31 protein-coding genes are annotated in these 25,660 nt (G+C 56.6%); 25 read left to right on the top strand and 6 right to left on the bottom strand.

Annotated elements, in window-relative coordinates; all coding sequences use genetic code 11:
• Nucleotides 1–11: 11 nt before the first annotated feature.
• The 9 genes from fliJ (at nt 12) to fliR (ending at nt 5,697) form a co-directional block, all read left to right on the top strand.
• Nucleotides 12–461 (top strand): flagellar export protein FliJ, encoded by a 450-nt coding sequence (fliJ, locus tag ACQG19_RS16025; RefSeq protein WP_038420046.1) that lies wholly within the window; start codon nt 12–14, stop codon nt 459–461.
• Nucleotides 458–1,519, top strand: a complete 1,062-nt coding sequence (locus tag ACQG19_RS16020; protein ID WP_246932547.1) for a flagellar hook-length control protein FliK — start codon at nt 458–460, stop codon at nt 1,517–1,519. Before fliJ ends, ACQG19_RS16020 begins: the two co-directional genes overlap by 4 nt.
• 128 nt (nt 1,520–1,647) lie before the next feature.
• Entirely contained in the window at nt 1,648–2,154 is a 507-nt protein-coding gene (locus ACQG19_RS16015) for a flagellar basal body-associated FliL family protein (RefSeq protein WP_246932545.1), read from the top strand.
• A 5-nt stretch (nt 2,155–2,159) separates the two neighbouring features.
• Nucleotides 2,160–3,152: a flagellar motor switch protein FliM gene (gene fliM / locus ACQG19_RS16010; protein WP_013097801.1), complete on the top strand. Its 993-nt coding sequence runs from the start codon at nt 2,160–2,162 to the stop codon at nt 3,150–3,152.
• 7 nt (nt 3,153–3,159) lie between these two features.
• A complete protein-coding gene (fliN, locus tag ACQG19_RS16005; RefSeq protein WP_013097800.1) occupies nt 3,160–3,543 on the top strand; it encodes a flagellar motor switch protein FliN in 384 nt (127 codons plus the stop codon).
• The gene (gene fliO / locus ACQG19_RS16000; protein ID WP_246932544.1) at nt 3,543–3,911 is read left to right on the top strand and encodes a flagellar biosynthetic protein FliO; all 369 of its coding nucleotides are present in this window, start codon (nt 3,543–3,545) and stop codon (nt 3,909–3,911) included. Before fliN ends, fliO begins: the two co-directional genes overlap by 1 nt.
• A 29-nt stretch (nt 3,912–3,940) precedes the next feature.
• Complete coding sequence (gene fliP, locus ACQG19_RS15995) at nt 3,941–4,639, top strand: flagellar type III secretion system pore protein FliP (protein ID WP_161670344.1); 699 nt, start codon at nt 3,941–3,943, stop codon at nt 4,637–4,639.
• 9 nt (nt 4,640–4,648) lie between these two features.
• A complete protein-coding gene (gene fliQ / locus ACQG19_RS15990) occupies nt 4,649–4,918 on the top strand; it encodes a flagellar biosynthesis protein FliQ (RefSeq protein WP_013097797.1) in 270 nt (89 codons plus the stop codon).
• Nucleotides 4,918–5,697 (top strand): flagellar biosynthetic protein FliR, encoded by a 780-nt coding sequence (gene fliR, locus ACQG19_RS15985; RefSeq protein WP_038420038.1) that lies wholly within the window; start codon nt 4,918–4,920, stop codon nt 5,695–5,697. The genes fliQ and fliR overlap by 1 nt, the downstream gene beginning before the upstream one ends.
• Nucleotides 5,698–5,700: 3 nt before the next feature.
• Here fliR and ACQG19_RS15980 read toward each other — a convergent pair whose 3' ends face one another.
• Together ACQG19_RS15980 and ACQG19_RS15975 are read right to left on the bottom strand one after the other, a co-directional pair.
• Complete coding sequence (locus ACQG19_RS15980) at nt 5,701–6,225, bottom strand: hypothetical protein (protein WP_246932542.1); 525 nt, start codon at nt 6,223–6,225, stop codon at nt 5,701–5,703.
• Entirely contained in the window at nt 6,191–7,003 is an 813-nt protein-coding gene (locus ACQG19_RS15975; protein WP_246932541.1) for a winged helix-turn-helix domain-containing protein, read from the bottom strand. Before ACQG19_RS15975 ends, ACQG19_RS15980 begins: the two co-directional genes overlap by 35 nt.
• A 475-nt stretch (nt 7,004–7,478) precedes the next feature.
• Here ACQG19_RS15975 and ACQG19_RS15970 point away from each other — a divergent pair, with 475 nt between their 5' ends.
• Together ACQG19_RS15970 and ACQG19_RS15965 are read left to right on the top strand one after the other, a co-directional pair.
• Nucleotides 7,479–7,949 carry a DoxX family protein gene (locus tag ACQG19_RS15970; RefSeq protein ID WP_246932539.1) on the top strand — a complete coding sequence of 157 codons (471 nt, stop codon included), beginning with the start codon at nt 7,479–7,481 and terminating at the stop codon, nt 7,947–7,949.
• A 112-nt stretch (nt 7,950–8,061) separates the two neighbouring features.
• On the top strand, nt 8,062–9,225 hold the full coding sequence (locus ACQG19_RS15965; RefSeq protein WP_246932538.1) for a methyl-accepting chemotaxis protein: 1,164 nt from the start codon (nt 8,062–8,064) through the stop codon (nt 9,223–9,225).
• 720 nt (nt 9,226–9,945) lie between these two features.
• Here ACQG19_RS15965 and ACQG19_RS15960 read toward each other — a convergent pair.
• Nucleotides 9,946–11,475 (bottom strand): flagellin, encoded by a 1,530-nt coding sequence (locus tag ACQG19_RS15960; RefSeq protein WP_100168313.1) that lies wholly within the window; start codon nt 11,473–11,475, stop codon nt 9,946–9,948.
• Nucleotides 11,476–11,774: 299 nt separating this feature from the next.
• On the opposite strand from ACQG19_RS15960, the gene fliD reads away from it, so the two are divergent.
• The 3 genes from fliD to fliT are packed head-to-tail and all read left to right on the top strand — an operon-like array spanning nt 11,775 to nt 14,014.
• A complete protein-coding gene (fliD, locus tag ACQG19_RS15955; RefSeq protein ID WP_246932536.1) occupies nt 11,775–13,250 on the top strand; it encodes a flagellar filament capping protein FliD in 1,476 nt (491 codons plus the stop codon).
• 43 nt (nt 13,251–13,293) lie between these two features.
• Nucleotides 13,294–13,701, top strand: a complete 408-nt coding sequence (gene fliS, locus ACQG19_RS15950; RefSeq protein ID WP_246932573.1) for a flagellar export chaperone FliS — start codon at nt 13,294–13,296, stop codon at nt 13,699–13,701.
• On the top strand, nt 13,694–14,014 hold the full coding sequence (gene fliT, locus ACQG19_RS15945) for a flagellar protein FliT (protein ID WP_161670326.1): 321 nt from the start codon (nt 13,694–13,696) through the stop codon (nt 14,012–14,014). Before fliS ends, fliT begins: the two co-directional genes overlap by 8 nt.
• A gap of 123 nt (nt 14,015–14,137) precedes the next feature.
• Here the strand turns inward: fliT and ACQG19_RS15940 are convergent, their stop codons facing one another.
• The 3 genes from ACQG19_RS15940 to flgA all read right to left on the bottom strand — a co-directional run bounded on the left by ACQG19_RS15940 (nt 14,138) and on the right by flgA (nt 15,660).
• Nucleotides 14,138–14,581 carry a flagella synthesis protein FlgN gene (locus ACQG19_RS15940; protein WP_013097786.1) on the bottom strand — a complete coding sequence of 148 codons (444 nt, stop codon included), beginning with the start codon at nt 14,579–14,581 and terminating at the stop codon, nt 14,138–14,140.
• 17 nt (nt 14,582–14,598) lie between these two features.
• On the bottom strand, nt 14,599–14,892 hold the full coding sequence (flgM, locus tag ACQG19_RS15935; RefSeq protein ID WP_246932534.1) for a flagellar biosynthesis anti-sigma factor FlgM: 294 nt from the start codon (nt 14,890–14,892) through the stop codon (nt 14,599–14,601).
• Between the two features lie 69 nt (nt 14,893–14,961).
• Nucleotides 14,962–15,660, bottom strand: a complete 699-nt coding sequence (gene flgA, locus ACQG19_RS15930) for a flagellar basal body P-ring formation chaperone FlgA (protein WP_246932532.1) — start codon at nt 15,658–15,660, stop codon at nt 14,962–14,964.
• Between the two features lie 236 nt (nt 15,661–15,896).
• On the opposite strand from flgA, the gene flgB reads away from it, so the two are divergent.
• The 11 genes from flgB (at nt 15,897) to flgL (ending at nt 25,653) form a co-directional block, all read left to right on the top strand.
• Nucleotides 15,897–16,307 carry a flagellar basal body rod protein FlgB gene (gene flgB, locus ACQG19_RS15925; protein ID WP_013097783.1) on the top strand — a complete coding sequence of 137 codons (411 nt, stop codon included), beginning with the start codon at nt 15,897–15,899 and terminating at the stop codon, nt 16,305–16,307.
• A 6-nt stretch (nt 16,308–16,313) separates the two neighbouring features.
• Nucleotides 16,314–16,718 carry a flagellar basal body rod protein FlgC gene (gene flgC, locus ACQG19_RS15920; RefSeq protein WP_246932530.1) on the top strand — a complete coding sequence of 135 codons (405 nt, stop codon included), beginning with the start codon at nt 16,314–16,316 and terminating at the stop codon, nt 16,716–16,718.
• A gap of 8 nt (nt 16,719–16,726) precedes the next feature.
• Nucleotides 16,727–17,431, top strand: a complete 705-nt coding sequence (locus ACQG19_RS15915; RefSeq protein WP_246932528.1) for a flagellar hook assembly protein FlgD — start codon at nt 16,727–16,729, stop codon at nt 17,429–17,431.
• A gap of 14 nt (nt 17,432–17,445) precedes the next feature.
• On the top strand, nt 17,446–18,645 hold the full coding sequence (flgE, locus tag ACQG19_RS15910; protein ID WP_222168797.1) for a flagellar hook protein FlgE: 1,200 nt from the start codon (nt 17,446–17,448) through the stop codon (nt 18,643–18,645).
• A 9-nt stretch (nt 18,646–18,654) separates the two neighbouring features.
• Complete coding sequence (locus tag ACQG19_RS15905) at nt 18,655–19,392, top strand: flagellar basal body rod protein FlgF (RefSeq protein ID WP_048971631.1); 738 nt, start codon at nt 18,655–18,657, stop codon at nt 19,390–19,392.
• A 19-nt stretch (nt 19,393–19,411) separates the two neighbouring features.
• Entirely contained in the window at nt 19,412–20,194 is a 783-nt protein-coding gene (gene flgG, locus ACQG19_RS15900; RefSeq protein WP_222168798.1) for a flagellar basal-body rod protein FlgG, read from the top strand.
• A 60-nt stretch (nt 20,195–20,254) separates the two neighbouring features.
• Nucleotides 20,255–20,941, top strand: a complete 687-nt coding sequence (locus ACQG19_RS15895; RefSeq protein ID WP_013097777.1) for a flagellar basal body L-ring protein FlgH — start codon at nt 20,255–20,257, stop codon at nt 20,939–20,941.
• A gap of 1 nt (nt 20,942) precedes the next feature.
• Nucleotides 20,943–22,070 (top strand): flagellar basal body P-ring protein FlgI, encoded by a 1,128-nt coding sequence (locus ACQG19_RS15890; protein ID WP_222168799.1) that lies wholly within the window; start codon nt 20,943–20,945, stop codon nt 22,068–22,070.
• A complete protein-coding gene (gene flgJ, locus ACQG19_RS15885; RefSeq protein ID WP_222168800.1) occupies nt 22,070–22,990 on the top strand; it encodes a flagellar assembly peptidoglycan hydrolase FlgJ in 921 nt (306 codons plus the stop codon). The genes ACQG19_RS15890 and flgJ overlap by 1 nt, the downstream gene beginning before the upstream one ends.
• A 94-nt stretch (nt 22,991–23,084) precedes the next feature.
• Nucleotides 23,085–24,722: a flagellar hook-associated protein FlgK gene (flgK, locus tag ACQG19_RS15880; RefSeq protein WP_222168801.1), complete on the top strand. Its 1,638-nt coding sequence runs from the start codon at nt 23,085–23,087 to the stop codon at nt 24,720–24,722.
• Between the two features lie 10 nt (nt 24,723–24,732).
• Nucleotides 24,733–25,653, top strand: coding sequence for a flagellar hook-associated protein FlgL (gene flgL / locus ACQG19_RS15875; protein WP_038420009.1), 921 nt, complete (start codon nt 24,733–24,735; stop codon nt 25,651–25,653).
• The last annotated feature ends 7 nt before the right edge of the window (nt 25,654–25,660 follow it).

The raw sequence follows: 25,660 nt of genomic DNA, 5'->3' as shown, positions 1-25,660 counted from the left end.
CCGGAGGTGTGATGAAAGCACATAACCCCATGGTTCTGCTGCGCGACAAGGCGCAGGAGACGCTAACGCAGACTACCCGCGCGCTGGGCGGTGCGCAGCAGCAGCTCCAGCAGGCGATGACTCAGCACGAACAGCTTCAGCACTATGAGCAGGAGTACCAGCAGTCCCTGCGTCAGGGGATGATGGGCGGCGGTATGTCGGTGGCGGATCTGGTGAATCACCAGTCGTTTATTTTGTCGCTGAAGCAGGTGGTAAAGCAGCAGGCAGGCCACGTGAACGCCTGCGAAAAGGCGGTAGACGAGGTGAAAAAGAACTGGGTACAAAACAAGCAGCGCCTGAACGCGTTTGAAACGCTGATTGAACGCCGGGCGACGGCGCAGGCGTTAGTTCAGAGCCGATATGAACAAAAGCTGATGGATGAATTTGCTCAGCGTGCCGGACAAAAGAGAGAAAGGCTATGAACATTGATATGGCGACCCTGTTACTGGGTGGGGGAGCGCAGGGCAAACCGAAGGGCGGTTTACTGGCTGACGACGGCTTCAGCCTGGCGCTGGATGACAAGCTGGCTGAACTGGTGCAGCTTTTCCCGGGACTCGACCCGCAGGCGCTGGCAGCCATGCCGGAAGCCGCGCTGGCGGGGTTGTCCGCAGATTTACTGCCGCAACAGCTTGCCGACGACGCGCCGGTGACGGATGCCGACGGTATGCTGCTCGCCGCGCCGCCGGGGCTGGCAGAGGCCCTGAACGGGGTTTCGCTCACCGACGGTGAGGGTGAAGAGAGCCCGCAGTGGCAGCTGCAACAACTGGTGACCCGCAGCGTCACGGGGATAGAAACGGTCAACCCCGCGAAGGGCGTAGCAAACGGGAAGGCTCCTGAGCCTGAGGGCAAAACCGTTTCTCCGCTCATGACCGCCGCCGATAAAACCCCGGCGGCCAATGCCACGCCGCTGACGGCCCAGTCTGCAACGCTCACCACTGAGACGATGGTCTCGGCAGAGATGCCTGCGGCCACATCGGCGAATGCCGTGGCGCTGCCTGCCGCCGTACGCACCAGCGTCGCGCACGCCCCACAGCAGGTGGTCACCGTCAACCATCCGCCAGAAACGCCGGAGTGGAAGCAGTCAGTCAGCCAGCATATCGCCATCTTTAGCCGTAACGGGCTGCACAGCGCGGAGATCCGCCTGCACCCGGAAGAGCTGGGATCGCTGCAGATTTCCCTGCGCGTGCAGCAGGATCAGGCGCAGATCCATATCGTCAGCGAGCATGCCCACATTCGTCACGCCATGGAGCAGGCCATGCCGCAGCTGCGTGCCGCGATGGCGGAGTCGGGTATTCAGCTTGGCCAGGCCAACGTGAGCGCGGAAGGACAGCAGTTTGCCGCCGGTGAGCAGGGCCAAAACGCATCGGGTGACGAACACGGTGCACAGGAAGGGGAAGAGCAGTCGCTTGAAGAGGAGATCGTGCCGACTCTATTAACCACCACCCCCGGAAATATATACGGAATAAATACCTTTGCCTGAAGTGGCGAATTAGCTTCAGGAATGAAATTTTATCACCTGATTATCAGGATGATGATATGGACTACAATGTCCGCCATATTGACCCGAGGGCAATACGCTGCCCTCTCTTATTTTCAGGTGTACGTTCAATGAGTAATAAAAATAAAAAGGTCGCCAGTGGCGGAGGGTCTCGCTCGCTTCTGATGACGTTCATGTTTTTGACTGCCGTTGCGGCGTGCGGCGTTTCCGGCTACCTGTTCTGGGAAATGAAATTTGCGAAACCGACAGCAGAGGTTGCACAAGGGGAAGCGGAAACAGCACCGGCACCCGCGCAGGTAGAGCCGCTGTACGCCTCAATGAATACCTTTACCGTGAGCCTGAAGCCCACGGCGAACGAATCGGATCGGGTATTGTACCTGGGCTTGTCCATTCGCGTGGCAGAACAAAAATCGCTGGCGGTGCTGGAAAAATATTTGCCGGAATATCGCAGCCGCTTATTTATGTTGTTAACCCATCAGACTTATGAAGATTTAGCCACCGATGAGGGTAAACGCCGTCTGATGACCAATATTAAGAGTGAGCTGGATAAACCGCTGGCATTTAACCAGTCCATTCGCGTCACCGACGTGCTTATTAACGAATTTATTCTGCGGTAATTATTATGGCTGACAGCTTTTTATCTCAGGATGAGATCGACCGTTTGCTAAACGCCGATGCGGAAAGCAACAGTGAACAACATAAAAACGGTGCCGACGCGGGGATTAAACCTTACGATCCGCACACCCAGCGCCGGGTCATTCGCGAGCGTCTGCATTCGCTGGAAATTATTAACGAGCGTTTTGCCCGTCAGTTCCGTATGGGGTTGTTTAACCTGCTGCGCCGTAGCCCGGACATTACGGCGGGTAACATTAAGATCCAGCCGTATCACGAGTTTGCCCGCAACCTGCCGGTGCCGACAAACCTGAACCTGCTGCACCTTAACCCGCTGCGCGGCACCTCGCTGATGGCGTTCTCGCCGGGGCTGGTATTTATGGCCGTGGATAACCTGTTTGGCGGCGACGGTCGTTTCCCGACCAAGGCCGACGGGCGCGAGTTTACGCCCACCGAACAGCGCGTGATCCACCGCATGCTGTCGATGGCGCGCGAGGCCTATGAATTTGCCTGGAGCTCAATCTATAAAATCAAAACGGAGTATATCCGTTCCGAAATCCAGGTGAAGTTCACCAATATCACCTCATCGCCGAATGACGTGGTGGTCACTACGCCGTTTTCGGTGGAGATCGGCTCGCATCGCGGGGAGTTCAATATCTGTATTCCCTTCAGCACCATCGAGCCGCTGCGCGAGCTGCTGAGTAACCCGCCAATGGACAACTCCCGGCACGAGGACTCCCACTGGCGCGGCCTGCTGGCCAGCCAGATGCGGGAAACGGAGCTGGAGCTTACGGCGCGTTTCGCGGACATCGGCACCCGACTCTCCCGCGTGATGCAGATGAAAAAAGGCGACATTATCGCGCTGGATAAGCAGGAGTTTATCGAAGCCAGCGTCGGCGGTGTGCCGGTCTTCACGGCCCGCTACGGCGCCGTGAACAATCAATATGCCCTGAAGGTCGAGCAGATGATTCAGCCTTCATTACTTTCATTAAACAAGGAGTAATTTCCCCATGAGCGATATGAACACCTCATCGGGTACTGACGATCAGTCCATCGATAATCTTTGGGGTGAGGCCATGACTGAACAGCACGCGGCGGGAATTACCGACACCATGGCTGCACCGCAATTCTCTGACGAGATGAACCTGATCCTGGATATCCCGGTAAAAATGACCGTGGAGCTGGGACGCACCAAAATGACCATCAAGGAGCTGCTGCGCTTAAGCCAGGGCTCGGTGGTGTCGCTGGATGGTCTGGCGGGTGAACCGCTGGATATTCTGATCAACGGTTACCTGATTGCGCAGGGTGAAGTGGTGGTGGTCTCCGATAAGTTCGGTATCCGCATCACGGACATTATCACCCCGTCCGAGCGCATGCACCGTCTGAGCCGCTAATGAACGCCACTGATTCCCTTCCGGCCACTGGCTCGGTGCTGATGACGGTTACCGGCGCGCTGGCGTTGATTATCCTGCTGATGGTGGTGATGGCCTGGGCCGCCCGCCGGAGCGGGCTGGCGCGTCGGCTCAACGACGCTCAGGGCAACATCATCCTGGTGGCGAACCAGTCGCTGGGGCCGCGTGAGCGCCTGGTGCTGGTTGACGTGGGTGAACAGCGTCTGGTGCTGGGCGTCACCGCCTCGCAGATTACCTGCCTCGCCACGCAGGCGCGCCCGGAAAACGCCCCACAGGCCTCCGCGCCCGCGACGTTCCCGCTGATGCTGGAAAAGCTGCGTCAGAAATACCGTCCAGGAGGTGAGCAGTGAAACCTCGTCTGCTGCTGGCGCTCGGCCTGATGTTACCCGCCGCCGGTGCGCTGGCGGCCAACGGTGACATCACCCTCGGCCAGCCTTCCGGGGAAGGGGGCTGGACGCTGCCGGTACAAACCCTGCTGCTGCTGAGCGGCTTTACCTTTATCCCCGCCATACTGCTGATGATGACCGGGTTTACCCGCATCATCATTGTGCTGGGGTTAATGCGTAACGCGCTGGGCACGCCTACCGCGCCGCCAAACCAGGTGCTGGTGGGGCTGTCGCTGTTTTTGACCTTTTTCGTTATGTCGCCGGTGTTCAGCCAGATCTACGAAAAAGCCTGGCAACCGCTGCAGGAAAACAAAATCACCATGGAGGTGGCCCTGACGGAAGGGGTGAAACCGCTGCGCGCGTTTATGCTCGACCAGACCCGTGAAAGCGATCTGGCGATGTTTGCCCGTATCGCCAAAACCCCGGATATCGCCACGCCGGAAGAGGTGCCGCTCAGCATTCTGGTGCCGGCATTTATCACCAGCGAGCTGAAAACCGCCTTCCAGATTGGCTTCACCATCTTTATTCCATTCCTGATTATCGATCTGGTGGTTGCCAGTATCCTGATGGCGCTGGGGATGATGATGGTCCCGCCGACCACCATTGCCCTGCCGTTCAAGCTGATGCTGTTTGTGCTGGTCGATGGCTGGCAGCTGCTGGTGGGTTCGCTGGCGCAGAGCTTTTACAGTTAGGAGAGACCCATGACCCCGGAAAGCGTAATGGTGATTGGCATGCAGGCGATCAAGGTGGGACTGATGGTATCAGCCCCGCTGCTGGTGGCCGCGCTGGTCACCGGTCTTATCATCAGTATTTTGCAGGCCGCCACCCAGGTCAACGAAATGACCATGACCTTCATCCCGAAAATCCTGATGATTGTCGGCGTCGCGGTGGCGCTTGGCCCGTGGATGATGAAAATCTTTATTGAATACACCCGCGCGGTGTTCGCCAGCATTCCGTTCGTGATCGGCTGATGGCCTTCGGACTTCCTCTCGACCAGCTCTACGGGCTGGTCAGCCACTATTTTTTCATTATGGTGCGCATTGCCGCGCTGCTGCACGTTGCCCCGGTGTTTGGTGAGAAGGCGGTCAGTGCCCGGCTGCGTGCCGGTCTGGCGCTGTTGATCGCCATTTTGATTGGCGGCACGCTGCCCGATGCGCAGGTGGGCCTTTACGCCTGGGAAGGGGTCTGGGTGCTGGCGAAGCAGGTGATTATCGGTGCGGCAATGGGGCTGACGCTACAACTGCTGTTTGCTGCCGTGCGCATGGCCGGGGAGATCATCGGTATGCAGATGGGGCTGTCGTTCGCCACCTTCTTTGATCCCGGCGCCGGGAACAGCCCGGTAATCTCACGCTTTCTCAACCTGCTGGTGACGCTGCTGTTTCTCGCTTTTAACGGTCATCTCTGGTTGCTGGCGCTGCTGGCGGACACCTTCCAGACGCTGCCGATAGACGCCACGCCGCTGCACGCGGGCGGGTTTATGTACCTGGTCACCCATGCGGGGATGATCTTCAGCCAGGGGCTGATGCTGGGGCTGCCCGTCATTGCGCTTCTGCTGTGCATCAACTTTATCCTCGGACTGTTAAACCGCCTGACGCCGCAGCTCTCTATCTTTGTGATTGGCTTCCCGCTGACGCTCACCTTCGGCATGCTGGCGCTGTTTCTGATTGCCGAAACGCTGGCCCCATTCTTTGAGCGCCTGATGGCTACCGGGTTTGATATCCTTGCCGGGCTGATTCAGGCGCTGGTATAACCCTTAGTTCATGCAGGCGATGCGGGCGACGGTTTCTGTACCGGAGGCGAGCACTTTGTCATCCAGCAGGTAGGCGGTGCTGGTGGCGACTTCACCCGGTTTAATCTGCGGGAAAATATAATCCGTCACGTCTTGATCCGGGGCCTGGCCGCCAAGTTTGCGGTGTTGGCTGGTGACGGTCAGATGGATCCGTTTACCCGACAGTTCAACATCGTAACGCACTTCACGGTTTACCGCTCTGGGCAGTCCGTCGCGCTTGCCGTCCCTGAAGTGGCTGATAGTGCCGATATAGGTGGTATGGCCGCTAAACAGGCCGTCGCGGTAGGAGCGGTAGATACCGCGTGCCAGCGTCGCGTTGTTGTCATCCTCAATCACGTAGTAGGAGGTGGGGGCGATACACTGCGATGCGTACGGCGAGGTCTGAAACCCATACAGCGCCATACCACCCAGCCCGGCAACCATCCCGCCCAGAAACAGCAGCGCGAGCGGGGATTTAATAAAGGCGAAAATAGAACGATTCGCAGTCATTCCCTGAATCCTTAAAGGGTTGTTGGCAGGCAATAAGGCCCTGGAACTGGCTCATTTTTTCAGAGCCGGTGGTGACGTACAGCACGGCGGCCGGTTTTTCGTTGGGGCGGCGGTCCAGCACGTGACGGGTATAGGTTTGCAGCGTGGATTCAATCAGCGCTTGCTGCGACTGTTTATCCTCCTGAACCATCACCATTGAGCCCGGCGGCACGCCAGGGCCATTCCAGCGCACAAAGTGAACCGGCTGCGGGCTAAAGTCGACAATGCCGTGCAGGAGGAGCGCAATCACCAGCCCGACGACCACGCCGCTAAGCGTGACGCAGAGCTTTTGCTTAAGCGTGTTGCCCCCACGGGCAGGCGCGTGGGTGACCACCGGCTGTGCTTCTGCTGTGTCTGCCTGTACCGGTTCATTCTGCAGGGGTAGGGGTTCTGCTTGTTGCAATTCGCTGTTTGCCTCCCGCACCAGCAGGCGGTAGCCGCTGCGCGTCACGGCGATGAGCGTGATCGCTTCCTGCAGGTTCAGTTGAGTAAACGCGCGGCGCAGTTTGGTGATCATCACCCGCACGCTGTTATCCGTGACTTCTACCCCGGCGCTACGCCAGCCGATCTCCATCAGCTGTTCCTGGGAAAGTACCTCGCCCTGCGCCTCGGCCAGCGCGGCGAGACACAGGCACGCGCTCTGGGGGAGGGTAACGGTCTGTTGCGTATCCGTCCGGGTAAGCATGCGGGTCTGCAAATCCAGCGTGACGGACGTTCCAATCGCGATATGGTTTAGCATAGTTATTTGATTCTTCTGGTGTATTAGGTATCGCTTCTGGTTACTGTAATTAATAGTAATGAATGCCCCTTATTGCTAGCCGAAGGGCAGAGCGACATGCTTTTTATGTCTTACGTCATATTTTTGCAACCACTACGTAATAACAGCCTTAATGCTTTTAAGGTTATTAAATAGGGGGTATTAACCTCATTAAAAGTAATGCTTTGGGCGGTTTTACTTTAATTTTATTAAAACCAGATACTTGCGACATTGATGGCGCAAATGGGCCCTCTGTCGCACTGATAATGAGACGCTGTTATTACTTCGAATTAACAATTTTTAATCTGTATATAATTATTAATTGTGTAGGGAAGGGAACGGGAGCGGTTGCTAATGAGGTCTGCGAATTTATACTGCGCAAAGACAGATTATTGAATTTATTACACAGTATGAATTTTCTTTACAAGGATGGATGATGTTCTCTCTGAAAAGTTTTATGCAAACGTCCGAGCTGCCAGCGATGTTTCCCGTATTTATTTGCCGTCTGGTGATGGGGGTATTTTTCTTTACCGCCGGGTTTAATAAATTATTTGTGACGGAAAACCAACTGCTGATGGTCGATACGATGCACGACGCGGGGATCCCGTTTCCGGCCGTGATGGCGATTGTTGTTGCTTTCCTGGAATGCAGTATGGGCCTGCTGTTGACGCTGGGGCTATTCAGCCGTTTTAGCGCGCTGGTGCTGATGATTATCAGTACCGTAGCGCTGGCCACCATTGGCATCTATACCATTCCACGCGGGCTTAATCTGATTGCATGGCTTAGCTGGCTTTTTTATCTGCCTGAAACGCTGTATATCGTGCTCTGCCTGTTCCCGTTGACCTGGGGCGGCACGCTTTGCAGTCTCGACGGCTGGCTGGTGAAACGCTGGGATAACATGCGCAAAATTGTTTTTGTGGAGGGGTAACACAAGTGTGCGGTTATCAACGGTTTGAAGAGCATATTTACTGACGCCTGCATAATAAAATAGCCCTGTAGAGGTAGCGTTGTGCTGCCATTAAAAGAACAGGGCTGTTGTCATGGTTTATATCGTTATTTTAGTCGTTATTTTTATTACCCTGGTGATTCTGGTGCAGGCTGGGGTTATGCCCTGGTTTATTCGTACCGAGGGACAGCGTCTGCGCATGCAGGTTGATGCCCTGGCCACCCAGTTACGTGAGCAACTCGACAGGGTTGAAGCGCAGCAGCGTTCAATGACCGAAAGTGTGGTCACCCTGAAAAGCTTTGCGCTGGACAAAGGAGCCCCTGGCGAGACCGATCTTACGGAAGAGACGGGTACCAGCCGTCAATTCTTCAATTCACTGGTCAAAGAGATCGGCGAGCGTCTTGGCGGTCGCGCCTGGATGGTGGATGACACCGGGCGCATCATCGGTGATGCCGCCGGCGCGCCGACGGTGCAATCTCTCAACGATGCCAGCCTGCCGATGGCGGTTCCGCTGCGTGGGCTGCTGGCCCAGCCGGGCGAAGGGTTACGGCATACCCGTTTTCGCAGCGCCAGCGGCGAACATACGCTGGTGGTGACGCCCATTGCTGAGACACCATGGCTGCTGGCCATTGATGTTCCCACCCGTAGGTTGGGCGAACGCCCGGGCATACTCCTGCATAAACCGTGGCCGCTGGCGGCCTTGCTGCTGGTCTCCACGTTAACTCTTCTGCGCAGCGTTAACCTGCACCTTTCCCGCCTTCACGAAGAACTTCCGTCACAGCTGAAAACCGAGCAGGGTGCGCACTTGCCGCCGCTGATGCAGGAGATTGGCGAACAGGTGAGGGTGATTGCGCAGGCAGCCAGCACGATTGCTGAGGAGAACGAGCGTCTGCTGCGGGTACCTGAAGCGAACGGTAATCTCCTGGCCATGCTGAGTGAAAGCACCACGGGGGGGGTTCAGGCGATGAACGCCCTGCATGATGCAGCGCTGCAGATTGCCGACAGCAGCGGCGTACTGGTGCAACTGGCCAGCCGTGCTTACAGCTTTTCGCTGCATAACGAAGAGGGCATTTTTGCCGTCGAGTCGCGCAATCTGGCCAGCCGCTGTGCGCGTTCCTCGAAAGAACTCCGGGCGCTGATTGACGACGCGATGATGCAGGCGCAAAGTGGGGCACCGTCGGTGACGCAGAATAATAGCGTGCTGATTGAAGAGGTTTATACGGTGGCGAATGCCTTGCTTCAGCGCACAGGCAGCTAGCCGGGTGGCGCTGCGCTTACCCAGCCTACTTTCGGAGATTTTGTAGGCCGGGTAAGGCGTAGCCGACACCCGGCACAAATCTGGAAGCCGCCTCGCAATCCCATAAGTAACTCTCTGTAATACGCGATTTATCCTGTTATTCGTTTCTATCCCAACTAAAGTGCCCGCGTTGCGGCAATACCCGCAGCCGGGCGTGAGAACCTGAAAATACAAGGCGGTACCGAAGCGACCTGCTGGTTTGCTCTTTGTTATTCATTTCTCATCTCTCCGGAGGCTTTCATATGACGATTCTGTCCGCACTTTCTTCTTTCTCTCGCAACGATTTCTCCAGCAACTCATTGCCCATGACGCCACGCCGTTGTGCATGCCGGACGGCTGGCAGGACACGCTTATGCCGGTTCACTATGCGCAAGCGCTGGCACAGGCAATACTGGGAAATACCCTGCCGCGGGAGGTAAGCATGGCGTTGACGGGATGACTGCACGATATGGTGTACCTGCTGGCGGATTATGTGAAGGAGCCTTATCTCCCGTCTTAAAACCCTTGTCGGGTGGCGGTGGCGGCTGACCCGACCTACGTTTGCGTTGATCCTTGCAGGCCCGTGCAAGCGCAGCGCCGCCGGGCAATGCGCACAGAGCACAAAAACAAAAAAGCCCTCCACCAGGGAGGGCAAACCGCGCGTGAGTCACGCGCGTAATAATAGTGAGGTGGTAACGCAGATTAACGCAGCAGGGACAGCACGTTCTGCGGAACCTGGTTGGCCTGGGCCAGTACGGAAACACCTGCCTGCTGGAGGATGTTCGCGCGGCTCATGGCGGACACTTCTACGGAGAAGTCAGCGTCCTGAATACGGGAGCGCGCTTCGGTGGTGTTGATGATATTGGTGTTCAGGTTCGCAATGATGGAGCTGAAGCGGTTCTGAACGGCACCGAGATCGGCGCGGAAGTCTGCAACCGTGGTCAGAGCTTCATCCAGCTTGGCCAGCAGACCATCGGCCAGCGAATCGCCCGCTTCTTTTCTGATAAATTCAACGTCAGCGGGACGGGCTGCTGGTGTATTCAGACCGCCTGGTGTCGCACCACCAGTTGCGAATTCAACCTCGGTAACAATTGTATCGCCTGCTGCGTTCTTACCATAGGCGAAGACTTTAGTTGCAGCACCCTCTGTCACGGAGAAGAGCTGCATTCCAGCTGCCTCGGCATCCTGCTTGAAAGCCGAATTGGCAATGGCATTTAGCTGCGTTTCATCCAGCGTCACATCAGTATTGTCTGCCGCTTTAATTGTGTCACCCAGGTTCAGTTTCACTGGGTTGGTCAACTGGCTCGGGCCTTTCACCAGCATGTCAGTATCTTCAGCACTAAGTTCTGTCAAACCAGCCTCCGCAACAGCTGTCACTTTAGCTTTTGTGTTATCAGTGTCGTGTGTATCAAATGTTATTGCGCTGGCATCAACTTTATACATTTTGTCAGCGGCAACATCATGAGCAAAAACTTCGCCATCAAGCTGATAAATCTCAACGGCACCGCCTGGAGCGGTGCCACCGTTTTTAGCTTTTATAGCGTCTTTAAAAATACTTGCTTCTGCTGTTGAGAATTTCCACTCACCTTTATCTGGTGAATTAACGCCGGTATCAGTGCCATTTACAAGCTTGGTTGCTGGACCCTCATAATCAGAACCCGCAATACCCGCACCATTCAAGGTAATCCCGATATCCGCGAAATCATCCATAAATTTATCCAGACCCAAGGTTTCCATATCCAGCTTGCTCAGCTTGATATCGATGGTGTCTTCGTCTTTATCGCCGATCTGAATGGTAATTTTCTCTTTCGAGCCGTCAAACACTTTCACACCGTTGAAGTTGGTGGTTTCCGCTACGCGGCCAATCTCTTCCAGACGGGTGGTGATCTCTTTCTTGATGGAGTCCAGGTCGCTGGCGGAGTTGGTACCGTTTTTCGCCTGTACGGTCAGCTCGCGGATACGCTGCATGTTTTCGGTCACTTCTTCCAGCGCGCCTTCGGTGGTCTGTGCCAGGGAGATACCGTCGTTGGCGTTACGTGCCGCCTGGGTCATACCGCGGATAGAAGAGGTGAAGCGGTTAGAAATTGCCAGACCTGCCGCATCGTCTTTGGCGCTGTTAATACGCATACCTGAAGAGAGGCGCTGAATTGCGGTACCCAGCTGAGTCTGGGATTTGTTCAGGTTATTCTGAGCCATCAGGCTCAGCGCGTTGGTATTAATGACCTGTGCCATTGTTATATCCTTCTAAGTAATAACGAAATATGAGATATGCGTTAATTGCTTCGCATACTGAATTCATCGGGGGAAATTAAAATGACTGAATTATTTTTTCGATTTTTTTGTCATTACCGGAAATGGCGACAGAGTTGACATTAATTATCGGGATAGTCAAAAGCAATTAACCAATAAACGCGCATCTCTGTTATCCGCACGCCTGTGCGTTGTTCACGCATATATGAAAAATTAAACTTCCTTCTTTATTTCCCGATAGAAAAGTAACAGGACATCCCTTTACAACAGGAGACTTTATTATGGTAACAACCAATTTTTTAGGCATGGGCTCGGGCCTGCCGTTTGAAGAACTGCTGGCAAAGGAGCGTGAGGCCAGTTCAGTCAAGCTGAACCCCTATCTGCAAAAACAGAAAACCTACAACGGACAAATCTCCGCGTGGGGCTCTATTTCCAGCGCGCTGAGCACCCTGAAGGATAATCTTGGCAAGCTGGAAGATGAGGGCTTTAACGGCGTCAGCGTCAGCGATAACAAAACCTTTAAGGCCACGGCGGGTAAAGGGGCAATCCCCAACAGCTACTCCATGGCCGTGGAGCAGCTGGCGAAAGCGCATCAGCTTGGGGTGACGCGAGATTCACGAGATAAGGATATTGGTAAGAGCGCCGCGACGGTCACCATCGAGATGAAAGGCAGTGACAAACCGCTGGTGGTGGAACTCAAGCCAGACGAAACGTCCCTCGATGATATTGCTAAAAAAATCAATGCGCAGAAGGGCGACGTTGCGGCTGAAGTGGTCACCGTTAAAGAGGGGGAGCACAAACTCGTCCTGACCTCAAAAAAAACCGGTACAGACGGTGAGATGACGATAAAGGTCACGGGGGATACCGAAGTCGAAAAGGCGCTTGAGGGGGCTAATGACGTCACTAAACCTCAAAATGCCATTGTCTGGCTCAACGGCGATATGGTTGAGCGCAGCTCGAATACCATAAAAGATTTGATTACCGGCGTAACCCTTGAACTGCGCGAAGTGTCGGAGAAAGACCCTGATGCCGAACCATTAGATCCACACCCCTTCAAAACCGAATCCCTCACCATCACCGAAGACACCTCGAAGGTGAAATCACTGATTGAGGAGTTCGTGAAGAACTACAACAGTTACCTCAGCACCGTCGCCAGTGCCACCAAATACACGGCGCCCGATCGCGACAAGCTCGCGGAGGGCGAAATCCCGCTGCCTGACACCGACAACGGCGCGCTGTTCAGCGACGGCTCCCTGCGTCGTCTCACCAGCCAGCTGAAGGCCACCGTAGGCGGTGAGTACCGTGATGCCGGGGATGTGATCACCTCCCTTGGCCGTCTCGGGATCACCGTCACCTTCGACGGCAAAACCGGTGAGGATCGTAGCGGGATGCTTGGCACCCTGACCATCGACAGCAAAAAGCTCGATGCCGCCCTGAAGGACAATCCGAAAGAGGTCGAGGCGCTGTTCCTCGGCAAAGGGGGAAAGGAGGGGATTAAAGACCGGATGGAAGGCATCTTTAATACCTATCTTGGCGATAAAGACTCCATTGATAAGAAAGAGGGCGCGATCGAAACCACGCTGCAGTCCCTTCGCGATCAGGAAAAGCGCGTTGGTAAACAGATCACGGCGGTGCAGAGACGTATCGATGAAGCCATGCTGCGCAGCGAAAAAGAGTATCAACGCCTCGATAAAGCAATGAGTGATATGAACAGCATGAGCACCCGGCTGCAGCAGTCGCTGGCAGGGTTAATTTAACTATTAACAATCCGGGCAGGCCGCTGCCCGGCAGGATTTGATGATGTACACCAAAACGGGCAACAGTGCCTACACCGCTGTCTCACTCGACAGCCAGATCACCGGCGCCACGCCGCACCAGCTGATCGTTCTGCTCTACGACGGGGCGATCAACGCCATGAAGCGCGCGGAAATCTACTTCCAGTCGGGCAATATCGCCCGTCGCGGTGAGATGATTTCCCGCGCCATCAATATTATCGATAACGGCCTGCGCGCCGGCCTGGATCACGAGAAGGGCGGGAAAATCGCCGAAGAGCTGGAGAGTTTGTACGAGTATATTTCGCGCACGCTGCTGGAGGCGAATCTCAATAAATCCGGCGAAAAACTGCCGCACCTCATCGCCCTGATGACAGGGATGCTGGAAACCTGGAAGGCCATTGCGCCACAGCAAAAGCAGGTGAAACATGGATAAGGATGTTATTGCGCTGATTGAAGAACTGCTTATCAGCAACACGAAGCTGCGCCAGCAGGCTGAGGCTGGCGAATGGGATCTGTTTCTTGACGAGTCTGTGGCGTACACCATGGGAATGAGAACGCTGTGTGATATCGATTTAACCCAGCTGGCACAGCACAACAAAGCGCCCGTCAGTGCTCAACTGGCGACGCTTCTGGAGCACGACGCCCTGTTAACGCAGGCTATTCAGGGGCGTCTGACCACCATCAGCACCGAACTCTCCGCCATGCGTAAATCCCGCACGATGAATAAAGCCTACACGGCTGTTTAGTTCCCTCCCTGATTGCCGGGTGGCGCTGCGCTTACCCGGCCTACTCAACGATGAAACCCGCAGGCCCGTGCAAAAAAAAGCCCACCAGAGGCGGGCAAAAGAGGACAACGCAGACAGGAACGATCAGATACTGATGTTGTACTTGCGGCCAGAAGGCAGCTGGCTGGATTCTCCCGCCGGGCCATAGAGCGCGTTTGCATGACCCACATGGTCGATAGCCTTGCGGATATGCTGATTTTTCTTCATATGACTTTGCAGCAGTGATTCCACTTTTTGATTCAGCGCCTTGGTGCTGCGCACCTTCTCATGCACCTGCTGCCAGCTGGCAAAGAGCTTACCGAGCCCCGGGTAGGGGGCTTCTGTGCCACAGCTCTGCTCCTGCTGGCGGCGCATATCGTCGTAATACTGGAGCGTGGTCAGCAGCTGGTTTTTGTTATCCGCCAGCACCTGCAGCGACACCGGGTTGATCTGCGTGCGGTTGAGCTGATTCACCTCTTCAATCATGATCGCCTCCAGTTCATCCAGAGACGTTTTCATCTGCGCGAGTATCGGGTAAAGCTTGTCCATAAGGGGCCTGTAAACGGTTAAAACTGAAACATGTCTTGCACCATGGCCTGAGCAATTTTCTCAGGCTCAATGCGCAGGGTACCTGCTGCCAGCGCGTCGCGCAGTTCGGCGACACGCGCGTAATCCACGTCGCGGCTGTCGTCGGTCTGGATTTTTTTGGTCAATTCGCTCAGGGTGACGTTCGTATTGTCGCGCTTGTCTGAACGTGTTGCGGCAGCGTCACGTTCCTGAGGCTGCGTACGGGCGCGCAGTTCCTGCGTTGGGGCGATTTTCGCAATCGGCGTGGTGGTCTGGCTGCTGTTGATGCTCATGGTTGTCCTCGCAAATCAATTTATCTACTCAATACTGCTTTCATCGGTGATTCACAGAAAACCTAAAATTTATTGTTGGGAAATAATCATCACCTGACCGTCAGCCCCCACTTTGCCGCTTACGGTGCGCCCGCCCACGGTTTTCACCTTCAGCACGTCATCCACCGCCGCGTTATTCAGCGCCTTGCCCTGGCTGCGAATGCGAAAACCGGAGCCGGTGGTGACCAGGTCCACCGTCTGCCCGGCCCGCAGTCGCCATTGCTGACGCAGCTGGTTTTCTAACAGCGGTTTACCGGCATCGACGGCGCGGGTCAGGCGCTGGCCAATAATCTCGTCGGCATTAAAGATTAAACCGCCAGGCTGGTGGTCGAGACTGCCGGTGACCGGTTCGATATCGCTGCGCTGCACAATCGCCCCGCCGGGCAGGCTTTGGCTGGCCACCCACCAGGTACCCTGCGCGCTGATGCGTACCGGCAGGAAATGGCGGCGCGCGCCACACTGCGCGAGCACGGTGCGTTTGCCGGTAAGACGGCTGTCGCGTCCCACCAGGCTCAGCGTTGGGTTTTCGCACACGGCGGCCAGCTGTGCCGGGCTGGCGAGCAGGGTCGCGGTGCGCACGATCTCGCTGCCGTGCTCGGGCTGTTTGATCAGGGCATCCAGTTTGAGCATCAGACGTTGCTTCGCCATCTGGTCAGACGGTACGCTGGCTGCAGCTGAGGCAGAACAGAGCAAGACGGCCACCGCCGTGCTGAATAATCGGAGCTTCATCTTATTGCCTTAATATATAAAACGTGGCGAAATTATATACGCAGAAACACGGGTTTTATTGCCTAAAATAATGACACTTTTGTTGCCATTTAATTTCTTCAGTTTTTTAACGCTCTGTGCATTATTTCTATTTCTCTAAATAGGCTTATTTCTGTCGGGTCTTCGCGGTGTGATATTTCACCCATGCTGACTACACTATCGCAGTTTAAATAACGCGAGACAGGAGTCCTGTTGTCATGAATAAACTTGATGACGCCTTTCGCTTTCAGCAGCAGGCGTTAGGTTTGCTGTCGCGCCGTCAGGATATATTGGCTTCAAATATTGCGAATGCTGATACGCCGGGCTACAAGGCGCGAGATATTGATTTTACTCAGCAGCTAAAAGCCGCCATGGAAAATAACGCCATGGCGAAATCACCCGTATCACTGTCATTAACGTCAAATAAGCATATTGAAGGTAAAGCGAGGCCGTTTGACGACAGTCAGTTGCTCTATCGCGTACCGGATCAACCGAGTGCCGACGGCAATACCGTGGATATGGATCGTGAGCGCGTCAATTTTGCGGATAACGCCGTGAAATATCAGTCGGGACTGACGTTCCTTGGCGCGGATATTAAAAAAATGATGACTGTGCTCAGTCAGGGGTAATCAACGATGTCGCTCTTTAGCGTATTTGATATTTCGGGCTCGGCGATGGCCGCCCAGTCCCGCCGCCTTAACGTCAGCGCCAGCAATATGGCCAACGCCGACAGCGTGGCGGGCCCGGACGGGCAGCCGTACCGCGCGCGTCAGGTGGTGTTTTCCGTTGACGCGTCTGCCGGTCAGGAGATCGGTGGCGTGCAGGTTAGCGACGTGGTGGAGAGCAGCGCGCCGGACCGCCTGGTCTATGAGCCGGGCAATCTGCTGGCGGATGAACAGGGCTACGTGCGCATGCCCAACGTCAACGTCATGAACGAGATGGTGAACACCATTTCGGCCTCCCGCAGCTACCAGGCCAACGTGGAAGTGATGAACTCCGCCAAAAGCCTGATGCTGAAAACATTAACGCTTGGTCAGTAAGGACGCATATGGCGGTCTCTTCGATTAACAACAACAGCGGCGCAGGTGGCACTGGTACCGGCAACAGCGCGGCGGATCTGTCGAACCAGTTTATGACCCTGCTGGTGGCGCAGATGAAAAACCAGGATCCCACCAACCCGATGGATAACAACCAGCTCACCTCACAGCTGGCGCAGTTCAACATGGCGGCGGGCGTGGAGAAGCTCAATACCTCTGTCGCGAATGTACAGGCATGGATGGTCCAGCTCGGCAGCATGAGCGCCTCCTCCTGGGTGGGTCGCAGCGTGCTGATAGAAGGGGAGGCAAAGGTTTCCTTTGGCGAACCGGGTATCGGCATCATGCAGGAAGGCGTGGAGATCCCGGGCAATTCGGACGACTTCCACTTCGCGCTGACGGCCGATGCCGAAACGGTCACCGTCACGCTGCACGACGGAGATAAGGCCTATACCGCAGAGCTGAAGAACGTGAAGCAGGGGATGAATACCTTCAACCTCGACGACCTGGAAAACTTCAAGCCGGAGCCGGGACCGCCGCGCGACAGGGAATACACCCTCTCCTTTGAGGCCAGCAATCCAGAGGGTGAAAACCCGGAAGTGATTGGGCTGGTTCAGGATCAGGTTCAGGGCGTCACGATGGATCCGAGCGGGCCGATTCTGCATCTGCTGAATAACGATCCGATTGGCATGAACAAAGTCTTTGTCATTCAAAAATAATCTGGAAATAAATTATGGGTTTTTCACAAGGTCTTAGCGGCCTGAGTGCCGCAGCAAAAGCGCTGGATGTGGTGGGTAACAATATCGCCAACTCCCAGACCGTGGGGTTTAAAGCAGGCTCCGTCTCTTTCGCCGATATCTTTGCCGGTTCAACTGGGATGGGGGTGCAGGTTGCGGGTGTAAGTCAGAACTTTGGTGACGGTGCACTGATGAACGGTGCCTCCGCGCTGGATATGGGGATTTCCGGTCGCGGCTTTTTCCGCATGGTTGACGAAGCGGGCAGCGTTTTCTACGGCCGCAACGGTCAGTTTCAACAGGATGAAAACGGCTATATCGTCAACAAAACCAACGGACTATTTTTAACCGGTTACCAGGCGACGGACGGGGTGATTAACCCTGGTGCTCAAGTGGGACCGATTCGTATCCCAACGGACGATATGCCACCGGCGGCGTCCACCAAAGGCTCGGTAGCTGGCAACCTGAAGTCCGATGATAAGATTATCCCGGCGACGCCAGCCTTTGATCCTGACAACGCTGATACCTACAACTATGTCAGTGAAGTGACCGCCACCGACAGTCTGGGGAATAAGCACGCCATTAAAGTGTATTACGTGCATACCGCAGAAGGTGAGTGGAAAGCGCACGCTCAGGACTCCACTGCGCCTGGTGCTGCTGGCGGATGGAGCGAGCAGACGCTTAAGTTTGGCACCGACGGCAAGCTTACCGCGCCGGTGACATTGAATATCAAGGGTGCGGCTTACAACGGCTCAGCTGCGCTGGATTTGAATCTCGATCTGAATATCACCCAAAACGCCAGCGATACTCAGGTCAAGCTCGACGAGATTGACGGCCAGGCGCCGGGTAAATTTAACAGCTATCAGGTCAGTGACACTGGCGAAGTGATCGCCATCTACAGCAACGGCAAACGTCAAACCGTGGCGCAGGTGGTGCTGGCCGATTTCGCCAACGCGGGCGGTCTTGAGCAGCAGGGCAACAACCTGTGGGCGGAGACTTCACAGTCTGGCCAGCCGTTCCTCGGCACCTCTGGTTCGGGTAGCTTCGGTGATATTAGCGGCAATATGCTTGAATCCTCCAACGTCAACCTGGGCGATGAGATGGTCAACATGATCGTCTATCAGCGCAACTATCAGTCCAACTCACAAACCATCAAAACCCAGTCTGAAGTACTGCAGACGCTGGTTAACCTGCGTTAAGGCTGAGTAATGGATCGCGCTATTTATACCGCCATGAGTGCCGCTAACGCGGCGCTCAACCGCCAGGCGGTCACCTCAAACAATCTGGCGAACAGCTCCACCGCAGGCTTTCGCGCCCAGCTGGCGGCCTTTCGCTCGGTGCCCATTGAAGGGGAAACCCTGCGCACCCGCGCGCTGGTGGCGGAGTCCACCCCGTTTCACGACACCACCATGGGACCAATCACCCACACCGGGCGCAGCCTGGACGTGGCATTGCCGCAGGACGGCTGGCTGGCAGTGGCGCTGGACGACGGCAGTGAAGGCTATACCCGCAACGGCGCTATTGACGTGGATCAGGACGGGGCGCTCAGCGTCAACGGCCGTCCGCTGATGGGCGACGGCGGACCGCTGGAAGTGCCGCCGCAGTCCCACGTCACCATCGGTAGCGATGGCACCATCTCGGCACTCGGCATGGGCGATGACCCGACGGCGCTAGTGCCGGTTGGCCGTCTGAAGCTGGTCAACGCCGACATGAACAGCCTGGTTCACGGCGACGACGGCCTGTTCCGCACCGCAGGCGGCGAGATGCTGGCCCAGGATGAAACCCTGCGTCTGACGCCAGAGGCCATCGAGGGCAGCAACGTCAGCCCGGTACAGGCCATGACGCAGATGATCGCCAACTCCCGCGGGTTCGACATGAACATGAAGGTAATCCGTACCGCCGACGAGAACGCCCAGAAAGCCAATCAGCTATTAAGCGTGAGCTAAGCCCGCGCAAGGAGTCACAATGATTCGTTCTTTATGGATCGCAAAAACCGGGCTGGAAGCACAGCAGCTCAATATGGACGTTATCTCCAACAACCTGGCGAACGTCAACACTAACGGCTTTAAGCGTCAGCGTGCTGTGTTTCAGGATCTGCTCTATCAGAACATGCGCCAGCCTGGCGCCCAGTCGACCGAGCAGAATACGCTGCCAAGCGGCCTGCAACTGGGTACCGGCGTGCGTCCGGTGGCAACGCAGCGCGTTCACACCCAGGGTGGAATGAACCCGACCGGTGATGAGTACGACGTGGCCATTGAAGGGGAAGGGTTCTTCCAGGTGCAGATGCCGGACGGCAGCACCGCCTACACCCGCGACGGCCACTTCTCAAAAAGCCCGGACGGGCAATTGGTGAATGCCGAAGGCTATCCGATCCAGCCAGGGATTGTTATCCCGCAGGATGCCACCAAGCTGAACATCGGCAGCGACGGCATTGTCAGCGTGAAGGTGCCTGGCCAGGCGGAAGAGCAGCAGATCGGCCAGCTGACGCTGACCACCTTCGTCAACAACGCAGGGCTCGAAAGCATCGGCGGCAATCTCTACAAAGAGACGCAGTCGTCCGGTGCGCCGAACGAGCTGAACCCCGGCATGGAGAGCGCGGGCACGCTGAAGCAGAGTTATGTGGAAATCTCCAACGTCAACGTGGCGGAAGAGCTGGTAACCATGATTCAGGTGCAGCGCGCCTACGAAATCAACAGTAAGGCGGTGTCGGCATCGGACCAGATGCTGCAGCGTCTTTCCCAGCTTTAATCCTCTCTGGCCGCGCGTGCGGCCAGACATTTTATCGACACTGAAATGAAAATACTGTCTATGCACATTCCGGCGGCTGCGCTGCTGGCAAGCACGCTGCTGCTCAGCGGCTGCGCGCACATCATGCAAAAGCCCCTCGTTGAGGGTCCTACCACGGCAACACCATTACCGATGGCACCGGCGGCCACCGGCGGCTCACTGTTTCAGGCCGGGCAGGCCATGAACTACGGCTATCAGCCCATGTTCGAAGACCGCCGCCCGCGTAACGTGGGCGATACGCTGACCATCCTGCTGCAGGAGAACGTCAGCGCCAGCAAAAGTTCTTCCGCCAGTGCCAACCGTAATGGATCGGCCGGGATGGGGCTGATTGCGGTACCGACCAAACTCAACGGCTGGCTGGGCGACGGCAAAGCGGATTTCGAAGCCGAAGGTAAAAACGATTTCGCGGGGAAGGGCGGCGCGGCGGCGCGCAACACCTTTACCGGGACCATTACCGTCACCGTAAAAGAGCTGCTGCCCAACGGCAACCTCGGCGTGGTGGGCGAGAAGCAGATCGCCATCAACCAGGGCACCGAATTTATCCGCTTCTCCGGCGTGGTGAACCCGCGCACCATTAGCGGCAGCAACACCGTGCCGTCCACCCAGGTGGCGGACGCCCGCATCGAGTACGTCGGCAACGGCTACATCAACGAAGCGCAGAACATGGGCTGGCTGCAACGCCTGTTCCTGAACCTCTCTCCTTTCTGATATGACCATGAAAAAAGAATCTGTCCTGTTTTTTCTCAGCATCCTGCTCTATGGCATGACGCTGGCGGTACCCAAAGTAGTCCATGCGGAACGTATCCGCGATCTGGCGACGGTACAGGGTGTGCGTTCCAACTCCCTGATGGGCTACGGCCTGATTGTCGGCCTTGACGGTACCGGCGACCAGACCATGCAGGCCCCGTTCACCAGCCAGAGCCTGAACAACATGCTCTCGCAACTGGGGATCACCGTCCCGCCGGGCACCAATATGCAGCTGAAAAACATCGCGGCGGTGATGGTCACCGCCGAGCTGCCGCCGTTTGCCCGCCCCGGCGACAAGCTGGACATCGTGGTCTCTTCTGTGGGGAACGCCAAAAGCCTGCGCGGTGGCACGTTGCTGATGACCCCGCTGAAAGGGGCTGATAACCAGATCTACGCCATCGCCCAGGGCAATATTTTGATCTCCGGCGCAGGGGCGCAGGCGGGCGGCAGCCGCGTGCAGGTGAACCAGCTGAACGGCGGGCGTATCAGCGGCGGGGCGACCGTAGAGCGGGAAGTGCCGAACGATTTTGCCACCCAGAGCATTGTGCGCCTGCAACTGAACGAGACCGATTTCTCGCTCGCGCAGCAGATCAGCGACGCCATTAACCAGCGCTACAGCGGCGGGGCGGCGTTGCCGGAAGATGCCCGTACCGTGCGCCTGTTCGCGCCGCCGGACGGCCCGTCCCGCGTGCGTTTCCTGGCCGATATTCAGGACATTCCGCTACGGGTAAACGTGCAGGACGCGAAGGTGATTGTGAACTCGCGTACCGGCTCGGTGGTGATGAACCGCCATGTCTCGCTCGACGCCTGCGCAGTGGCGCACGGCTCGCTGACGGTGGAGGTGATGCAGAATAACATTATCAGCCAGCCGGATACGCCGTTTGGCGGCGGCGAAACGGTGGTGGTGCCGCAGACCGATATCTCGGTGCGTGACAGCGGCGGCTCGCTGCAGAACGTGCGTAGCAGCACCGATCTGAACGCGGTGATCCGCGCCCTCAACAGCCTGGGCGCCACGCCAAACGAGCTTATGTCGGTCCTGCAGGCGATGAAAAACGCCGGCTGTCTGCGAGCGAAGCTGGAGGTGAACTGATGAACGCCTTCGATAAATTCGACCAGCCAGCGTTTGACGTTCGTTCGCTGGATACGCTGAAACGGGAGGCCGGGCGGCAAACGCCCGGCGCACTGAAAGCGGCGGCAAAGCAGATGGAGGGCATTTTCGTGCAGATGATGATGAAGAGCATGCGCGATGCCACCTTTAAGGACGATCTGCTGAGCAGCCAGTCTTCCGAGATGTACACCGCGATGCACGATCAGCAGGTTGCACAGAATATTGCCGGGAGTGGTCAGCTCGGCTTTGCCGATCTTATCGTCCGCCAGCTGGGTGGGGAGAGTGATGAACCCGTGGTGAGCGCGCCAGGACGTGATTTCCTGCGCCCGGATCTGTCTTCGGCTCCCGCCACCGGCCCACTGCGCCTGCCTGCGCCCGTATCGTTCGCCAAACCGGCGGAAGGGGCGCATCCGTTTATTGCCCGTCTGTTGCGCCCGGCCCAGGCGGCCGCGCAGCAGAGCGGGCTGCATCCGCATCTGATCCTCGCCCAGGCGGCGCTGGAGTCCGGCTGGGGGAAACGCGAAATCCCGGCGGCGGACGGCCGCCCGAGCCACAACCTGTTCGGCATTAAAGCGACGGGAGACTGGCGCGGTAAAACCACTGAAATCACCACCACCGAATACATCAACGGCGTGAAGCAGAAGGTGAAAGCGGCGTTCCGCGTCTACGACTCGTATGAACATGCGCTCGCAGATTACGCAAAGCTGCTGACCAAAAACCCGCGCTATCGCGGCGTGGTGCAGTCCGGTTCGCCGGAGCAGGGGGCGAGGGCGCTGCAGGCGGGCGGCTATGCGACCGACCCGGCCTACGCCAAAAAGCTCATCACCATTATTCAGAAAGTGAAAGGCGATATTCAGCAGGGTATGAACGCCTATAAACACGATCTAGATAAAATTTTTTAGAGAATTTTTGATTCACCGATGAAATAGACAGAGCCATGAACTTTCTGGCCCGGTTGCGAACGCCGGGCCTGCAAACAGGGAATATCCGGATCTTATGAATAACTTATTTAACCTGGCGAGAGGCGGCCTGAGCGTTGCGCAGGCGGCACTGCGCGTGACGGGCGATAACCTGACCAACGGCATGTCCGGCACCTACAGCCGCCGCAGCCTGATCATTGGCGAACTGGGCGGTATGACTACCGGGCAGGGCTTTTTCGGCTACGGCGCGCGCGCCGGTGGCGTAGAGCGCGCCTATGACGCCTTTGCCAACAATGAGCTGCGCGGCTCGCTGTCGCATTACGCCTCTCTCAATGGGCGGATGGAACAGCTGAGCGATATCGACAACATGCTGGCCGACGAATCCGATAACGTCTCGGTCTCGCTGAACGATATGTTCAAGGCCATGGCGACGCTGAGCGGCGATGCGGCGGACGGCCCGGCGCGCGCGGCGGTATTTAACGCCCTCGGTACGCTGGCGAACCGTTTCAACGCCAGCGCCAAACGCCTGACCGCGCTTGAGAAGAGCACCAATACGCAGATTGAGCAGAGCGCCAAAGACATCAACAGCTATACCCAGCAGCTGGCAGAGGTCAATAAACAGCTGGAGCGCGCCCAGGCGAATGGCGCCCCGCCGGCGGATCTGCTCGACCAGCGCGATGCGCTGCTGGAAAAGATGAGCGAGCATATTGGCATCACCGTTACGGAAGACAAAACCACGGGCCGGGTTGACGTGCTTCTGTCCGACGGACGTCCGCTGGTCTCCGGGGATCGCGCGTATAAACTGCAAACCTCGCCGTCGGATGCCGATCCGAACAAAACCATCGTCTCCTACGTGGATGCGAACGAGAACGCCTCGCCGCTGGATGAAAGCAGTATCACCAAAGGCCGCCTGGGCGGGCTGTTCAAGTTCCGTAATGAAGACCTGACCATTGCCCGTCAGGAGCTGGATCAGATCGCCTTTACGATGGCGAACCGTATGAACGAGCAGCATGCGGAAGGTTATACGCCTGATGGCGATAAAGGCGGTGACCTGTTCTCCCTGGCGGATATTAAAGCTTACGCCAATGCGAAGAACACCGGGACCGGCAAGCTGGGGGCGATTAACGTTACCAACTATACAGATGTGAAATCGGAAAACTACACCGTCACCAGTGATGGCGCAGGGGGATGGACGGTCACGGGTGAAGATGGACGCACCGTACCGGCCACCCTCGTTGGCGATAACCTGACCTTTGACGGGATTGAGATCGATGTTTCGGGGGGCGGCTTTGACGATGGCGACAGCTTTACCCTTAACCCCATAGCGGGTGCCGCTGAAGGGATGGCCCGCAGCTTAGGCAGCGCGCAGGAGTTTGCAGCAGCGGGGGATAAAGACGGCGGCCCTGGCGACAACACTAACCTGGAAGAGATGCTGAAAATCCAGGATCAGAAGCTCATCGGTGACAACACGCTGACCGAAGCCTACGCCAGCCTGGTGGGCACCATCGGTGACCGCGCGCGCGGCGTGAAATCCGCGCTGGTCAGCGCCGAAACCGACCTCAGGACCAAGTACGACACCAAACAGGCCCTCTCCGGCGTCAATATGGACGAAGAGTACATCAACCTGGATATGTTTAAGCAGTATTACAACGCCAACGCGCAGCTGCTGAAAACCGCGACCGATATGTTCGACGCCCTGCTGTCAATCCGATAAGGAACCGATGATGCGATTAAGTACGCTGTATATGTATAAAAATAGCGCGGAGACCATGACGAAGCGCATGAGCCAGAGCAACGACGTCTATCTGCGGATGTCGGCGGGCAAGACGCTGCTGAAAGCGTCGGATGACCCGGCGGCGGCAACCGATGCGGTGAAGCACCAGGACGCGCTGGCGAAGCTGGAGATGTATAGCAACGTGCGTTCCCGCGCCCGCGGCGCGCTGGAGTACCAGGACAATATTCTCAACGGCGTGGGGAATTTATTAACCACCACCCTGAAGGAAAAAATTGTTGCGGCGAAAACGGGTTCTTACTCGCCGGAGGATCGTCGGGCGCTGGGGGAGGAGATCAAAGGCATCCGCGCCAATCTGATGGATTTGGCCAATAACCGCGACGCCAGCGGGAACTATATTTTTTCGGGTTTTAAAACCGATACGCCTGCGTTTGATGAAGATGGCGTTTATCAGGGCAGTACGAATGCTGACCATGTTCGCAGGCTAACGGTGGCAGACGGTACCGGGATGCAGGTCAGCCATCTGGGTAGGGACATTTTTGGTGATATTTTCACGGTGCTGGAAGACGCCGTGGCGGCATTAACCGCGGATCCTGGCGACGCTGATTATGACGCTAACCTGGAAGCCGCGCTCAGCGCAGCCATGGTTGAGGTTGATGAAGGCATCAACCGTCTGGGTAAAGCCCAGGCCGAGCTGGGCACCAACCTGCAGCAGCTTGATGCGTTGGATCTCTCCGGAGACGTGCTGATCAACGACACCATTGTAAAAGTGCAAAACGCTATCGGCTCCGATACCAGCAAGCTGGTGACATTGGTCTCTGAATCTCAGATGTCGGAGCTGGCTTTTAATGCGTCGATGTTCGTCTACAAAAAAATGCAGTCGATGAACCTCTTCAATATGTCCGCTGGCTAATCTTTTA

Origin of the sequence: Enterobacter cloacae complex sp. 277I4, from assembly GCF_050031465.1 — a bacterium.
GTDB classification, from domain to species: domain Bacteria; phylum Pseudomonadota; class Gammaproteobacteria; order Enterobacterales; family Enterobacteriaceae; genus Enterobacter; species Enterobacter cloacae.
The sequence above is the reverse complement of the archived record's forward strand: the minus strand, read 5'-3'. Positions and strand labels throughout refer to the sequence as shown.

Excerpts from the sequence above, each read along its gene's own strand:
- fliR (WP_038420038.1), top strand. The coding sequence starts at position 4,918 with ATGGCCTTCGGACTTCCTCTCGACCAGCTCTACGGGCTGGTCAGCCAC.
- ACQG19_RS16015 (WP_246932545.1), top strand. The coding sequence starts at position 1,648 with ATGAGTAATAAAAATAAAAAGGTCGCCAGTGGCGGAGGGTCTCGCTCG.
- flgM (WP_246932534.1), bottom strand. The coding sequence starts at position 14,892 with ATGAGCATCAACAGCAGCCAGACCACCACGCCGATTGCGAAAATCGCC.
- ACQG19_RS16020 (WP_246932547.1), top strand. The coding sequence starts at position 458 with ATGAACATTGATATGGCGACCCTGTTACTGGGTGGGGGAGCGCAGGGC.
- flgL (WP_038420009.1), top strand. The coding sequence starts at position 24,733 with ATGCGATTAAGTACGCTGTATATGTATAAAAATAGCGCGGAGACCATG.
- ACQG19_RS15965 (WP_246932538.1), top strand. The coding sequence starts at position 8,062 with ATGGTTTATATCGTTATTTTAGTCGTTATTTTTATTACCCTGGTGATT.
- fliJ (WP_038420046.1), top strand. The coding sequence starts at position 12 with ATGAAAGCACATAACCCCATGGTTCTGCTGCGCGACAAGGCGCAGGAG.
- ACQG19_RS15905 (WP_048971631.1), top strand. The coding sequence starts at position 18,655 with ATGGATCGCGCTATTTATACCGCCATGAGTGCCGCTAACGCGGCGCTC.
- ACQG19_RS15960 (WP_100168313.1), bottom strand. The coding sequence starts at position 11,475 with ATGGCACAGGTCATTAATACCAACGCGCTGAGCCTGATGGCTCAGAAT.
- ACQG19_RS15890 (WP_222168799.1), top strand. The coding sequence starts at position 20,943 with ATGACCATGAAAAAAGAATCTGTCCTGTTTTTTCTCAGCATCCTGCTC.
- flgG (WP_222168798.1), top strand. The coding sequence starts at position 19,412 with ATGATTCGTTCTTTATGGATCGCAAAAACCGGGCTGGAAGCACAGCAG.
- flgJ (WP_222168800.1), top strand. The coding sequence starts at position 22,070 with ATGAACGCCTTCGATAAATTCGACCAGCCAGCGTTTGACGTTCGTTCG.
- fliD (WP_246932536.1), top strand. The coding sequence starts at position 11,775 with ATGGTAACAACCAATTTTTTAGGCATGGGCTCGGGCCTGCCGTTTGAA.
- fliN (WP_013097800.1), top strand. The coding sequence starts at position 3,160 with ATGAGCGATATGAACACCTCATCGGGTACTGACGATCAGTCCATCGAT.
- flgK (WP_222168801.1), top strand. The coding sequence starts at position 23,085 with ATGAATAACTTATTTAACCTGGCGAGAGGCGGCCTGAGCGTTGCGCAG.
- flgE (WP_222168797.1), top strand. The coding sequence starts at position 17,446 with ATGGGTTTTTCACAAGGTCTTAGCGGCCTGAGTGCCGCAGCAAAAGCG.
- fliT (WP_161670326.1), top strand. The coding sequence starts at position 13,694 with ATGGATAAGGATGTTATTGCGCTGATTGAAGAACTGCTTATCAGCAAC.
- fliP (WP_161670344.1), top strand. The coding sequence starts at position 3,941 with ATGTTACCCGCCGCCGGTGCGCTGGCGGCCAACGGTGACATCACCCTC.
- fliO (WP_246932544.1), top strand. The coding sequence starts at position 3,543 with ATGAACGCCACTGATTCCCTTCCGGCCACTGGCTCGGTGCTGATGACG.
- fliS (WP_246932573.1), top strand. The coding sequence starts at position 13,294 with ATGTACACCAAAACGGGCAACAGTGCCTACACCGCTGTCTCACTCGAC.
- fliQ (WP_013097797.1), top strand. The coding sequence starts at position 4,649 with ATGACCCCGGAAAGCGTAATGGTGATTGGCATGCAGGCGATCAAGGTG.
- fliM (WP_013097801.1), top strand. The coding sequence starts at position 2,160 with ATGGCTGACAGCTTTTTATCTCAGGATGAGATCGACCGTTTGCTAAAC.
- flgB (WP_013097783.1), top strand. The coding sequence starts at position 15,897 with ATGAATAAACTTGATGACGCCTTTCGCTTTCAGCAGCAGGCGTTAGGT.
- ACQG19_RS15970 (WP_246932539.1), top strand. The coding sequence starts at position 7,479 with ATGCAAACGTCCGAGCTGCCAGCGATGTTTCCCGTATTTATTTGCCGT.
- ACQG19_RS15940 (WP_013097786.1), bottom strand. The coding sequence starts at position 14,581 with ATGGACAAGCTTTACCCGATACTCGCGCAGATGAAAACGTCTCTGGAT.
- ACQG19_RS15915 (WP_246932528.1), top strand. The coding sequence starts at position 16,727 with ATGGCGGTCTCTTCGATTAACAACAACAGCGGCGCAGGTGGCACTGGT.
- flgA (WP_246932532.1), bottom strand. The coding sequence starts at position 15,660 with ATGAAGCTCCGATTATTCAGCACGGCGGTGGCCGTCTTGCTCTGTTCT.
- ACQG19_RS15975 (WP_246932541.1), bottom strand. The coding sequence starts at position 7,003 with ATGCTAAACCATATCGCGATTGGAACGTCCGTCACGCTGGATTTGCAG.
- ACQG19_RS15980 (WP_246932542.1), bottom strand. The coding sequence starts at position 6,225 with ATGACTGCGAATCGTTCTATTTTCGCCTTTATTAAATCCCCGCTCGCG.
- ACQG19_RS15895 (WP_013097777.1), top strand. The coding sequence starts at position 20,255 with ATGCACATTCCGGCGGCTGCGCTGCTGGCAAGCACGCTGCTGCTCAGC.
- flgC (WP_246932530.1), top strand. The coding sequence starts at position 16,314 with ATGTCGCTCTTTAGCGTATTTGATATTTCGGGCTCGGCGATGGCCGCC.